The organism is Shewanella submarina, from assembly GCF_042646185.1.
Lineage (GTDB): Bacteria > Pseudomonadota > Gammaproteobacteria > Enterobacterales > Shewanellaceae > Shewanella > Shewanella corallii.
In genome coordinates this window covers 1077488-1089599 of record NZ_JBHRTD010000018.1, presented here as the reverse complement: position 1 = coordinate 1089599, position 12112 = coordinate 1077488, and the positions used below count along the sequence as shown (strand labels likewise).

Sequence of the window (12112 nt, the reverse complement as noted above, 5' to 3'; positions counted from 1 at the left end):
ACCCGGATTACTTGCCGATATTCAGTGTCTGCTGCAGCATGGATTTTGCTGCCTCAGCCACCTGAACATTCATTTGATAAGAGCGCGACGCTGAAATCATGTCCGCCATCTGCTCCATCACGTTGACGTTGGGTTTGTAAATAAAGCCATCTTTATCTGCCATCGGATGCTGGGGTGCGAACTCTTTCTGCAGTGGCGCATCACTCTCTACAATCCCCATTACTTTTACACCGGTCGCTTCCTGCTGCTGATGACTGGCTTTTGCCAGCTCAGCCTGGAATACCGGATACCGGGCACGGTAGGTTTGATCTATGCTGCTGGACACCGCATCAGCGTTGGCAATATTACTGGCCGTAGTGTTCAGGCGAACCGACTGGGCTGACATGCCGCTGCCTGATACGTCGAAGATATTGAACAGACTCATGGATTAACTCCCTTTCAGCGCCTTTTTCAGGCCTGCAAACTTACGGTCCAGAAACCCCAGCGACATTTGATACTCAAGGGCGTTTTCCATAAACGCCGCCTTTTCCTGCTGGATGTCTACTGTGTTGCCATCACCCGTATCCGGCTGGTTAGGCACGCGATACTTAACATGTTGCTGGGTGAGGGCCTGCAAATCGAAGTGCTTGTCGTGGCTGCGCGCCATACTCAAGCCGCCCTGATGACTCTTTGCATCCTGCAGCGCAGTAGCAAAGTCCACATCCTGAGCCTTGTAATGAGGAGTATCCGCATTGGCGATATTGCTGGAGATCACTTCGGCACGCTGTGCACGAATGCCCACCGTGTGTTGATGAATGCCGAGAGCTTTATCAAATGAGAGCGCCATAAATTTGCCTCCTCAAAACCGTTGTGGATTTAAACTGCAAATCATGTGCCAATAAAAAAGGGACGACATAATGTCATCCCTTTTCAATCCTGGTGGTTAGCCGCAAAACCTTTAGCTGCGCTTGCGGTAGTAAATTCCGGGGTTGCAACGAACCATGTCAAACTCTTCGGTTACCCCGGCGGCAGATTCAGATGCCCCCAGAAACAGAATGCCGCCTGGATTCAAAGCGGCAGCAAATTGCCGCAGTATGTTGCTCTTTGCCTCCGGCGAAAAATAGATCAGCACATTGCGGCAAAAGATAATGTCGAACTTACCCAGGGAGGCGTAGCTGTCCAGCAAGTTATGAGGACGAAAGTTCACCATGCGTTTGACGTTATCTTTCAGCTGCATGGTGCCCGTATTACAGGGTTCAAAAAACTGGCGCTTACGCTCTTCCGACAAGCCACGGGCCAATGCCAGAGAGTCATATTCCGCTTTGCGGCAACGCTCCAGCATAGAAGGTGAAAGGTCTGTCGCCAGAATAGAGACGCCGGCAGAAGGAACCGCACCGAGTGCTCTTTGTTGGCACTCCAGCACTGTCATGGCAATGGAGTATGGCTCCTGTCCCGATGAGCAGGCTGCCGACCAAATTTTCAATGGTCCGCCTTTGCCGGCAAACTCAGGCAGTAACTCACTGGCGAGCAATTCGAAGGGATACTTGTCCCGAAACCAAAGGGTTTCATTGGTGGTCATGGCATCAATCACTTCGGCACGCAGTTGGCGCTCTGCGGGTTTCATCGACTTACTGACCAACTCAGATAAAGTTGGCAAGTCGTACTTCCCCATCAAAGGCGCCAGACGGCTACGCACCAGGTACTGCTTGTTGTCCCCCAACACTATGCCACTGTGTTGTTCCAGAAATTGCTTGAACTGAGTGTATTCAGTCTCCGCAAGTGTCTTATTCGCCACTGTCATTCCTATTCACTGCACTCGCAATGCGAGCTAAACCCTGTCCCCGAAAATCCGATCTTACAAACTAAGGTGTTTGTTTACTGTGGTTGCCAGTTCATCCGGATTGAACTTGGCAATAAAATCATCTGCACCAACCTTCTCAACCATGGCCTGGTTGAATACCCCACTCAGAGAAGTATGCAATACGACCTTGATATCTTTAAGTTTTGGGTTAGCCCGTATCTCAGATGTCAGCGTATAGCCGTCCATCTCTGGCATCTCAATATCCGAAATGATCAGCGGGATTTCATCTGCCAGATTCTCATGGTCTTCAGCAAACTCCAGCAACATATTCAAGGCATCACGTCCATCTTTGGCGGTATCAATTTCCAGCCCAAGTGACGTCAAAGAACGAATAATCTGCTTGCGCGCCACAGCCGAATCGTCAATCACCATGATGTGGTAATTCTTATCCTCTTCCAGCGTTAACTGCTCCTGGGCTTCTTCGCTGAGTTCAGTTTTCACCGGCGAGATCTGATCAAGAATCTTCTCTACATCGAGAATCTCCACCAGTTCACCTTCAATCTCGGTCACCGCCGTCAGGTAAGAGCCCTTGCCGGTACCATCCGGTGGCGGCATCACCTCTTCCCAGTTGGTGTTGATAATGCGTTCTACGCCCTTCACCAGGAAGCCCTGAACACTGCGGTTGTACTCAGAAATGATAATAAAGCAGTCGCTGACATCCTCGATGGGCTTGCCACCGGTCGCCGCACTCAGATCAATTACAGACAGAGTCTGCCCACGGATCTGTGCAATACCGCGGATAAAAGAGCTCAACTTTGGGAGATTGGTTAATGGCGGGCACTGCAGCACTTCTTTCACTTTGAATACATTGATACCAAAGCGCTGACGGCCATTAAGTTTGAATAACAGCAGCTCCAGCCGGTTTTGACCCACCAGCTGTGTCCGTTGATTAACAGAATCAAGAATGCTTGCCATAAAAATGCCCTAGCTGCTCGTTTTTGTGAGATGCCTACCTTGGAGTATAGGCATATTCCTTGCTTTGTTCCTGACTGAGGGCCTCGATAGCAAAATATCGACAATCCTTTGACAGTTTTCCCTGAGGGTGCAAACCCGCAGAGGAAAGTATAGGTGTAATCTGACACGACAAGCTAGTCTGTAACTAATGAATATTAAAGCATTTAACATCACAGCCACTTTTTTGCTCGGATTTTGCGCACAGGTCTCGGCACAAATTTCAGTGCCCACTCAGGAAGAAATTCATCAACTGGCTAAAGCGACCGTCGCGGCGAAAATCGATAATATTGCTGGTGCAAAGGTGAATATAGAACCCCAAATGCTGGCCACTCGAATGAGCCCCCCAAGATGCAGTGAACCCATGCAGGGGAGCATGGCCTCAGATCGCGAAATCGGTAAAAACAACACAGTCAAAATTTCCTGTACCTCGCCGGACATGGATTACCCCTGGCAGATGTTTATCTCGGTACGGGTAGAAATTCTCAGACCGGTAGTGGTCGCAGATGCACATTTGGGTTCCGGGCAACTGATCGACCCGGACAAAATCAGACTTGAGTGGGTTGACCAATCTCAGCTGCGGGGGTCACAGTATGAAGACACTCAGGATTTGGTCGGCACCCGCGCCAAAAGGCGGATTGCCAAAGACTCTCCCATATTCTCTGCCAATGTGTGCTTTGTTTGCCGTGGCGACAAGGTTGATATCATGGCCCGTACTGACGGCTTTATGATCAAGACCCAGGGCGAAGCCCTACAGGATGGTATTGTCGGTGACAGTATCAGGATAAAAAACAGCCGTTCAAACAGACGCTTGGATGCTACAATAATTGGCATTGGCGAAGTTGAAGTGAAAATGTAAAATTTCCCTAAAGCTATCTGCTATGCAGCCGATAAACTGTTACAGACTCTAGAGACAATCACGCAGGAGCCAAGAAATGGCTATTGATATCAACAAATTAAGCGGCGTAAACAATACCCGTAGCCGGACGGCGGTTGGTGAATCCAATCAGGCGCCCAAGTCCACAGATACTCAACCTGCGGCGTCCGGTAATAAACCTGACTCGGTAAACATTACTCCTCAGGCTCAACAACTCCAGGGAGCACACAGTAAGATGGCATCCATGCCAGAGGTCGATGTACAGAAGGTTGCCGAAATCAAACAGGCAATAGCTGAAGGACGTTACAAGGTTGACGCTGAAAAACTGGCGTCCAATATCGCTCAATTTGAGCAGGAACTTCAGGACCTGAACAACTGATATGAGCAGCGATATCGCCGTGTTGCTGGACTCACAGCAACAAACCCTGACCTCGCTCAGGGAAGTTATTTCGGAAGAAAAGCAAGCACTCAGCCAACAACAGGCTGAGTCTTTGCTTTCTCTGGCCGAGAAAAAACAGCAGTTGCTGATGCACATTCAGCGTCACGACGAACTGCTGGCCGCTCACCCGGACAAAGCACGGCTGACCGCAGACCTGGCGCCCAAGGTAGATGAAATCAAACAGGCTCTGGATGCATGTCAGCAGGCCAATGAAGCCAACGCCCAGTTGATTGATATGAACCTGGCCAGTATCAACCGCCTCGCTTCTGCACTGCAGGTGAGCCGCAATGCCACCAGCCTGACTTACGACGGTAAGGGTAAAACCTCCACTATCTCCACTCTGGGTAACAACCTCAAAGTTTAAGTCTGTGATTTAATGCCCGCAGTAAGTCTGTCTGCGGGTGTATGTCCTTCCTCAGTCACTTCCACCGTTTACTCTCATTACTGCTTACTCTCATTCCTTTTAGACCCACTCTCGCAGCAACCGAAAGTCCAGCCTCACATCCATTTCAGCTAGCTACAGCATTTACGACTTACATGACGACCGTTTGAAACAAGCACAGCGCTACCCTCACCTGGGTGCTTTGCTTGCCATAAAGCGTTGTTCAGCCCACCTAAGCGGATAGCGGCTGATGGTCGGCGCGCTCTTCGCAATTGGAAAAGCGCTATTGAAAAAGGCCAGTAGAGAAGAGAGCAAATTGGGAAAGGCTGATTGAGAAAAGACCAATTAGGAAAAGCACATTGGCAACAGAGTTAGCAGCAGGCATAAAAAAACGCCTCACCCTGAAGGAAGTGAAGCGCGTTGGAAATCAAATGGCAGCACTGCTGCCCAAGACAATCAGAAGTAAGTAATGGACTTCACTTTCTGTGGACGGTTCTCCTGCTGGTACAGATCCCACACCAGGCCGAAGTCCAGCTCAAGTTCGGTGACATAGTGTTCTCCGGCAGGATAGCTCTTCACCACCCGGGCACCACGGATAAGACCACTGACATTGGTCTTGACCTGATCGCTTTGCAGCAGCCAATCACCCACCTGACTGGTGGCAGAGAGTTGCTGACCATAAACCTGCTCAGCCAGTTCACGATAAGCGGCAATCTTGGACGCCTGCATCGCCATCAACACTTTGTGAGATTGCTCTTCAGCAGGTTGAGTTGCCAAAGGCGCGTAACCAATAGCGGTCAGCTTGGGAAAAGTCTTGGGGGCTTCAGTTTCCCACTGCACATATTTGTCATTGCTGGAGCATGCGCCCAGCAGCAGTGTCATCGCCAGTACCAGTATTCTCATATTTCATCCCCCAACAGCAGCGCCTGACCACGACCCGGCTTTTCATAGCGATAAAGCAGCCCGTTTTCTGACACCACTTTTTCTGATGCCATCAGGTACTCACCCAACTCGTTATAACTGGCAAACGCCTGCGAAGCCGACACCACACGATTATTGGCAAGGTCAATCAGACGACTGTTCAACTGCAGGCCATTAACATCCAGGCTCATGGTCGACACCAGGCTATATTCCACCAGTACATCACCGGGCAGCTGACGCCAGTCACGACTCAAAATAAAGTTGCCGTCTTTGGTCACCCGCATCGCCTCGGCTACATTCATATCCACCACGTTGAACTGATTAATATGCAGCGCCGCCATCATCCCCTGCTGCAATTGCTTGCCCAGGGCATTAGTGTCATTAAAGTCACCCACCATCACAGGGGTAGCCACCACAACCGGCTGGGTCGGACGCAAAGCATCATTGTTCATCATCAACTCAAATACCGCACGGGATGCCAGATGATTGACGGCAGACTTAGGAGGCTTGCCCATGTCATGTTGCAGGCTTTGCTGTGACAGCATGTGAGCCTGATCCGGCATTTCCGATGCACATGCCGTCACCAATACAAAGAGTGGCAGCAATTTCATTTGTTTGAACATGGTGTCGTCCTTAATCACAGACGCGATAACACAACGTCTGAGTTGATCTCATTGCATACTTTATCGACCGGTTCGCCCATGACTTTACCCCTGCTTTTGCATTTTTCCTCTTTACCTCAGCGTCCAAGGTTCTCCCCGTTAAGGCATAGATATTGCTTTGATTGGTCAGGAAAGATTGCAATGCCAACACAATGACGTTGGAGAGGACCAGAAACATGCGGACTTTTATCGCATTTGTCGCCGCCCTGATGACATTTCCAGCCTTCGCGGCCTGGATTAATGCCCAGGGAAGTGCCCAGATAGTGGATGACGATATCCAAACAGCACGGGAAGAAGCTATCGCCCAGGCGGTCAGCTATGCCTCGCTGCAAACCGGCGTCACCATTACCAGCCAACAGCAGGTGACCGGCGGACGATTGACCAGTGATCAGTTCACCATGACATCCCAGCTGAATAATCCGGATATCAAAATCATCAGCGAATCAGTCAACGGCGATATGCTGACGGTGAACTTGCAAATTGCTGCCAAAGACAACATGACCAGCCAGTGCCTGGAAAGCTCTGTCAAAGCAGCAGTGCTCATTCCTCAAAGCCTGCTCAAGCACAGAGAGCACCTAAGCTATGGTCAACTGGTAGGTTTTGAAACGGCGCTGTCGGCTCGCCTCGGCGATATGTTGGATGCACAGTCCCGCGCGGCATTCAGCCACCAACATCAATATGACAAGCTGGACATCAACAGCTCTGTGGCCGACATCAGTGGCTATGCCCTGCCCACTTGGCTGACCGAACACACAGACAGCCAGTATCTGTTGATTCCCAGCATCCGCGACCTGTCAGTTTCGCCGGCCGAATCAAGCTTTCTGGGACTGTGGCAGGACGACCCACTGCGTAACTTCGCCATCACGCTGACGCTGTTCCACGGCATCAGCGGCGAACAGATCTGGAGTCAGGATTACCACACTCAGGCCGAGTGGCAGTTCGACCGTCAGGTCAGTGTGCCCCCTACCGCCAACTACTTCTGGCAATCTGATTTTGGCCGGGAAATAGATAAAACCCTGAGCAATGCTATAAAAGATATGGATAACGCATTGATTTGTCGCCCTGTATTAGGTCAGGTCATCGCCCGTGACAGCAATCGCATCATGATTAATCTGGGTCGCAAGCACGGGGTACACACAGGGGATAAATTCAAGTTGGTACTGCAACAACAGATGACTGACAGATTTTCAAATCACAGAGCGCTGGCACACGCCAGCAATACTGAGATAACCATAGATCAGGTAACTGAGACCAGCGCCACCGCCCTGTTGGGAGCCCAACCCGGTGCCATGGCTATCCAGCTCAGTGACCTGGCAATTAAACAATAGCGGAGACCCTATGACGGATCTGTTGCAGCTTAATCTGCAAGTCATACAAGAACGCTGGCCGGATATTGCCGCCCAACTGCAACCTTTAAATATTGAAGAGCTGGATGCCGGACTCATTGAGGGTCTTGAACAAACCATCATGGTCAATGGCCTGCAGCTCTCCAGCCGTCATGCCCGGCAGCGCGAAGCCGAGCTGCTGTGCAATACATTGCCGCAGGATGCCAAAACCGTACACCTTTATGGCGTAGGTATGGGCGATACCCCAATTCGTTTGCTGGAAACCAATCGCTGCACCCAGCTTGTGGTACATCTGATAAATCCCTGCGTCTTCAAGCTGCTTATCAGCTACACCAACCAGAGTGAATGGCTGAGCGACCCCAGAGTCAGCTTAAGTATTAAGCCGGAATCAGATTACCCGCTCCTGCCCAATATCAGCATCACCCCGGAACTGACCCTGTGTGATGGTGACTACGCCTGTGTGCGTGACCTGCTGGTCTATGAGATCAACCGCGAACACGTGAATCAAAACCGCGCCAAACAGATTGAACAGTTCAAAGACAGGCTGGAGCTGAATCTGCCACGCCTGCAGCAACATCCGGATGTGATCGAGCTACTGCCCGAACACGCCAACAGCAAAGCCATTATCGTGGCATCCGGCCCCAGTCAGGAAGAAGCCTACTCAAGACTGAAAGCCATCAGTGACCTGCCTAAAGCCCAACGACCTTTGATTATCGCTGTCGATACGTCGTGTCAGGCACTTAACCAACATGGGATAAACCCTGACATAGTGGTGACGGTTGATGAGCTAATCACCCCGGAGATCGTCGATGTCGGGCAGAGCGCAGGCCGCGCTTTGGTCTATATGGCCAAGTCCAGCCCTGAGCTGATAGATGCCTGGCAAGGCCCTAAATTCAACGCCCACTCCAACCTGCCAAGAGATGATGCACTGGCAAGTCTGCTGCCGAAAACCCGCCTGTTCCTTAACGGCAGTGTTGTGCAGCCAGCGATCCATCTGGCCATCCTCCTTGGCGCCAAAGAGATCACCTTTGTTGGGGTCGACTTTGGTTATCCCGGCAAAAAAGCCTATGCCTTCTGGCAACCGGGCAACACCCTGGTGGGAATGAACAGCACCGACAGCCCCCACTGGGTATTGGATGGTCATGGCGAACGTCTGCCAACAGCCCTGAACCTGAGAGCTTATATGCGTTCACTGGAGCACTTTATCCGTAAACACCCGGATATCCGTTTCTACCGCGACAGCAAGAGTGGCGCAGCCATTAAAGGCACTGAATTCAGGGAGCTAAGCCATGACTAAAGACCAACTGACCGCCTTGCTTTCAGATACCGCCAGCCTGTTTCGACTGGGGCAGGAAGGCAAAGCCAATGCCCAGTATCAGCAAATCATAGGTCAGGTACAGGCCTGGATTGCCGCCTCAAAAAACAAAGAGGCTTACATGCCGGTACTGACTCAACTGTTGAATGCCCAGGAGCGCAAAGACTGGCTGGATCTGGCCGATACCCTGGAATATGAACTGACCGCTCTTATTCAGCACACTGATAACTAATCGGGTACAGAACATAAAAACAGCAAAGGCGGGCCTTGATATCATCTCGGCCCGCCTTTCTGATCAGTATTTAATCACTTGAATCTCAGCGCTTTTCATCCGGAGCAAAACCAGTATAATCAAACCCGTCTCCCTATAGCTCAACAGGATAGAGCAGTCGCCTCCTAAGCGATCGATCGGGGTTCGAGTCCCTGTGGGGAGACCATATCTTAAATAAATCCATTATTTTCAGTGATTTACGTGATAACTTGGATTTTTAGCCACCTATAGACCACCCCGTGTCGCATTAGATTAAATCAACCTCCTTTGCCAGCACGCCAATTCTCTTGCTTAACCGCACAAACCGCTGTTCAAAACACTCCAAATAACTAAGCTCAGCTTTATTCAACTTGTATACTGCATCAGCGAACTTTTGACGCCTTGCCCGTTTGGGCTTATCGAATGGATACGACCACTCCAAAGTATCAAGTGACGCATCAGCGCCCCAAATAGCCTTCCTTTGCTTTCTGATACGTTTCCTTAGCCTTTCCTCTGTTCCCATAGATTGAACGCTGTAATGCAGTTTTAGACACACCCTGCACGCCCAACCGTTAGCAGCCCCATAAAGATGCAGCCTTTTCTTACAACAACTAGGGCATAGAAACACCAAGCGAGGGTATCTGGTATTGTCCCACAGCAAAGGCACCGGAAAATTGTCATAATCCTGGCTCTCAAACCACAAAACTGCCGCATATTCAGCATGTGCTGCCACAGTGAAAATCTGAGGGAATTTATCCGAACAATTGAGTTTGCAGCGCTGCCCTTTATGTGACACTGCTGTTTTGAATGTTTTTGCTTCTATGCGCTGCTGCATATCAACATAGCGCCTAACCCTATCACCCTGAAAGCATCCAACCATCCGAAAAACCTTTCCTTAACCCGTAAAACCACCAGCACTAAAAAGCAGAGTCATTCGCAGCACGAATTTTTATTCGGCTTGCGCCATAGTCTTTACCCTGTCTGGCTTTGTATCCTTTGCCGCGCTTCTTTGCCAAATAGCTGACACGCTTTATCAACTCCGCATGGCGTGATTTGTCGCCCCGCTTTACCAAGTAATATGGGTTTTCGGGCACATGGGGGTGAATGTCTGTCAACCGCTCCCATACATCAGTAGCACAACTTAAAAAAACGTTTGCCGTTGGTATGCGCTCTGCATCGACCAAAAACACAAAATGGTAATGCTGGCTCTTTGCTTTTTCTATTTCTCGCACCCAAAGATAACCCAGTAGCAAGCCGGGATAATGCCGCCTTAGTTTCTTGAGCAGCCTGCGCCTGAACTTCTTAATAATGGCGTTATTTTCCGAATACCCCGACATATGGCAGTCAAAGCGAATAACTAACGCTTTACTGGTATGAGTGAGCAGTGCGTCCAGTTGATTAAGACACGTCACCAAAATATCTCTGTACCAACCTAAATGCCCATTAAGAACCGGATAGAAAACCCCCTGATAGCAAAATGTCTCCTTTTTACAGGCATACTTCATAACAGCGCACACCTATAGATAATATTTAAACGGGTCACAAACCGGTGAAACACATCCCGCCAACACACCAGCACCAAGCAAGTCTTATTTTTTGAGGGGTCACAAACCGGTGAATGAAAAGAGTTACAAACCAGTGAAAAATGATGGGCGCTTATTGCGTTTGAATGATTGGGCATAACTGACTATCCTCGAACTATGGTTAGCGGTCGTTCCGCCAAGATTGAACCGCTAACCATGTTTTACCGAAAGGGGTTTAAGTTACGGCTTAGGCTCCTTTTGTTCTTCTACGTCATACAAAGGATCATTAGCTGCTAACTCGCCTATCCTATCAACTAGCCAGCTCTCGCCCCTCCACTTAATAGCCTTTCTCAGCTGCCTATCAAGGTCTCTGGTGCGTTTTGCCCATACTATAGCAGCGACCCGTTTTCTCATTGTTTCTCTGTCATGCAAAAATTCATGGATCTGCGCTATTGTCATCATGTGATAACAGTAATTCCCTCTCACCTTTTTGCTGGTGATTTCAATATTCCAGTTAACTCTGAGATTGGAAATAATCGCATCCTCTTTATCAACCTCATACTCTGCGTAGCCTCTGGCTGGTGGGCTTACCGTCCCCTCGTTTAAAAGAACAAGCATCACTCGCCGCATGTTCGGTTCCATTGCCATAAGCTCGCTGAAAGCGTCAGGATGCGTAGTTTGCATAGACTCAAGCTGATAGATATCAGTTGTCATATCCGCCCCCTTAATTGGTCTGCGTGTGAGTACGTGACGCAATGAATGCATCCAAGTCAGATTGGCGGTAGAACACTCTTCTGCCGACTTTGATGAATGGGATGGAATACCGCCCACAAGACCGCCACACCGATAGAGTCTCAGGCTTTAAGCCCAGATAACTGGCGGCTTCTCGGTTAGATAAGCGATCTTGCTGAAAGGAAATAGTTTGATTCATGTTTATAGCTCCTTGGGTTTGCAGGTTTACCTAATCTGCTGGAGCTAGTTTGTCGTTACTGTACCTACTTTGCTGGACATAAGAGTCACTTTATTCGCTTCCACTGTCCGCTGCCAATATGCTAATCGCTACTTTTTTCGAAAGAAGCATTCAGTTTCTACGCCCCCCCTTAAAAGCAAAAGTGGGCTATGAAGTTTATCTTTATGTCGTGCAATAGCCTTTCTTGTTGCGTCAGGGGATAGTTCTAATATCTCAGCTACCAACGCTTTGAACCATTGTTCTTTGCCATATTCCTGAATAAGTCTAGTGAGTACAAAATCACGAACATCGCGAAACGGGGAGGTGATAGTTTGTGATATATCAAGCATACGCTTGAGACCATCCAATCCATCGCCGACCATCTCACCTAAGCTGGTTTTCGCTTTGTCGCCATTTGTTGATATGAAATCAGCCTCACTTTTTAAAACCATTTCCTGAAAAGATAGAGGTGTATTTTTTAACTGTCTTTCCAATTTTTTTATTGTATCCACTAGCTGCTGCTGCCATTCACCATTACTTGCTGCAAAGTTATTTCCTGCGTCAATAATTTGATTTACGCGTCTATAAACGTTTTCTAACTCATCGCCAGATAAGCTGGTGGCACCCTTGATCTGCGATTTACTTAATTGGTTCATC

Annotated in this window: 17 protein-coding genes and 1 tRNA gene; 7 read left to right on the top strand and 11 right to left on the bottom strand. The window is 49.3% G+C overall.

Translation table 11 applies throughout. The annotated features are described in order from the left end of the window. Positions 1-7: 7 nt before the first annotated feature. The 4 genes from flgC to ACFOE0_RS21915 all read right to left on the bottom strand — a co-directional run bounded on the left by flgC (position 8) and on the right by ACFOE0_RS21915 (position 2755). Complete coding sequence (flgC, locus tag ACFOE0_RS21930; RefSeq protein WP_115134971.1) at positions 8-424, bottom strand: flagellar basal body rod protein FlgC; 417 nt, start codon at positions 422-424, stop codon at positions 8-10. Between the two features lie 3 nt (positions 425-427). Beyond that, the gene (gene flgB, locus ACFOE0_RS21925) at positions 428-826 is read right to left on the bottom strand and encodes a flagellar basal body rod protein FlgB (RefSeq protein ID WP_248934657.1); all 399 of its coding nucleotides are present in this window, start codon (positions 824-826) and stop codon (positions 428-430) included. Positions 827-937: 111 nt separating this feature from the next. Next, positions 938-1780, bottom strand: coding sequence for a CheR family methyltransferase (locus ACFOE0_RS21920; protein ID WP_248934656.1), 843 nt, complete (start codon positions 1778-1780; stop codon positions 938-940). Between the two features lie 54 nt (positions 1781-1834). Further along, positions 1835-2755, bottom strand: a complete 921-nt coding sequence (locus ACFOE0_RS21915; protein WP_248934655.1) for a chemotaxis protein CheV — start codon at positions 2753-2755, stop codon at positions 1835-1837. A 187-nt stretch (positions 2756-2942) separates the two neighbouring features. Between ACFOE0_RS21915 and flgA the strand changes: the two genes are divergently transcribed. The 3 genes from flgA (at position 2943) to ACFOE0_RS21900 (ending at position 4471) form a co-directional block, all read left to right on the top strand. Continuing rightward, positions 2943-3650, top strand: coding sequence for a flagellar basal body P-ring formation chaperone FlgA (flgA, locus tag ACFOE0_RS21910; RefSeq protein ID WP_248934654.1), 708 nt, complete (start codon positions 2943-2945; stop codon positions 3648-3650). A gap of 76 nt (positions 3651-3726) precedes the next feature. After that, entirely contained in the window at positions 3727-4047 is a 321-nt protein-coding gene (gene flgM, locus ACFOE0_RS21905) for a flagellar biosynthesis anti-sigma factor FlgM (protein WP_115134978.1), read from the top strand. A 1-nt stretch (position 4048) separates the two neighbouring features. Beyond that, entirely contained in the window at positions 4049-4471 is a 423-nt protein-coding gene (locus ACFOE0_RS21900; RefSeq protein ID WP_248934653.1) for a flagella synthesis protein FlgN, read from the top strand. Positions 4472-4945: 474 nt separating this feature from the next. Here the strand turns inward: ACFOE0_RS21900 and ACFOE0_RS21895 are convergent, their stop codons facing one another. Beyond that, the gene (locus ACFOE0_RS21895; protein ID WP_115134982.1) at positions 4946-5392 is read right to left on the bottom strand and encodes an LPP20 family lipoprotein; all 447 of its coding nucleotides are present in this window, start codon (positions 5390-5392) and stop codon (positions 4946-4948) included. Further along, positions 5389-6033 (bottom strand): FlgO family outer membrane protein, encoded by a 645-nt coding sequence (locus ACFOE0_RS21890; RefSeq protein ID WP_248934652.1) that lies wholly within the window; start codon positions 6031-6033, stop codon positions 5389-5391. The genes ACFOE0_RS21895 and ACFOE0_RS21890 overlap by 4 nt, the downstream gene beginning before the upstream one ends. 215 nt (positions 6034-6248) lie before the next feature. Here ACFOE0_RS21890 and ACFOE0_RS21885 point away from each other — a divergent pair, with 215 nt between their 5' ends. The 4 genes from ACFOE0_RS21885 (at position 6249) to ACFOE0_RS21870 (ending at position 9170) form a co-directional block, all read left to right on the top strand. Beyond that, entirely contained in the window at positions 6249-7400 is a 1152-nt protein-coding gene (locus tag ACFOE0_RS21885) for a flagellar assembly protein FlgT (RefSeq protein WP_248934651.1), read from the top strand. Positions 7401-7410: 10 nt separating this feature from the next. Continuing rightward, positions 7411-8715 carry a motility associated factor glycosyltransferase family protein gene (locus ACFOE0_RS21880; RefSeq protein ID WP_248934650.1) on the top strand — a complete coding sequence of 435 codons (1305 nt, stop codon included), beginning with the start codon at positions 7411-7413 and terminating at the stop codon, positions 8713-8715. Next, entirely contained in the window at positions 8708-8965 is a 258-nt protein-coding gene (locus tag ACFOE0_RS21875) for a hypothetical protein (protein ID WP_248934649.1), read from the top strand. The genes ACFOE0_RS21880 and ACFOE0_RS21875 overlap by 8 nt, the downstream gene beginning before the upstream one ends. Before the next feature lie 129 nt (positions 8966-9094). Then, positions 9095-9170: transfer RNA gene (locus ACFOE0_RS21870), tRNA-Arg, on the top strand. Positions 9171-9251: 81 nt separating this feature from the next. Here ACFOE0_RS21870 and ACFOE0_RS21865 read toward each other — a convergent pair. From ACFOE0_RS21865 to ACFOE0_RS21845, 5 genes are all read right to left on the bottom strand, one after another. Next, positions 9252-9818 (bottom strand): hypothetical protein, encoded by a 567-nt coding sequence (locus ACFOE0_RS21865; RefSeq protein WP_248934648.1) that lies wholly within the window; start codon positions 9816-9818, stop codon positions 9252-9254. A gap of 82 nt (positions 9819-9900) precedes the next feature. After that, complete coding sequence (locus ACFOE0_RS21860; RefSeq protein WP_248934647.1) at positions 9901-10488, bottom strand: YagK/YfjJ domain-containing protein; 588 nt, start codon at positions 10486-10488, stop codon at positions 9901-9903. A gap of 258 nt (positions 10489-10746) precedes the next feature. Further along, a complete protein-coding gene (locus tag ACFOE0_RS21855; protein ID WP_248934646.1) occupies positions 10747-11220 on the bottom strand; it encodes a hypothetical protein in 474 nt (157 codons plus the stop codon). 10 nt (positions 11221-11230) lie between these two features. Then, positions 11231-11437 (bottom strand): helix-turn-helix domain-containing protein, encoded by a 207-nt coding sequence (locus tag ACFOE0_RS21850; RefSeq protein WP_248934645.1) that lies wholly within the window; start codon positions 11435-11437, stop codon positions 11231-11233. A 128-nt stretch (positions 11438-11565) separates the two neighbouring features. Further along, entirely contained in the window at positions 11566-12111 is a 546-nt protein-coding gene (locus ACFOE0_RS21845; protein ID WP_248934644.1) for a hypothetical protein, read from the bottom strand. Between the last annotated feature and the right edge of the window lies 1 nt (position 12112).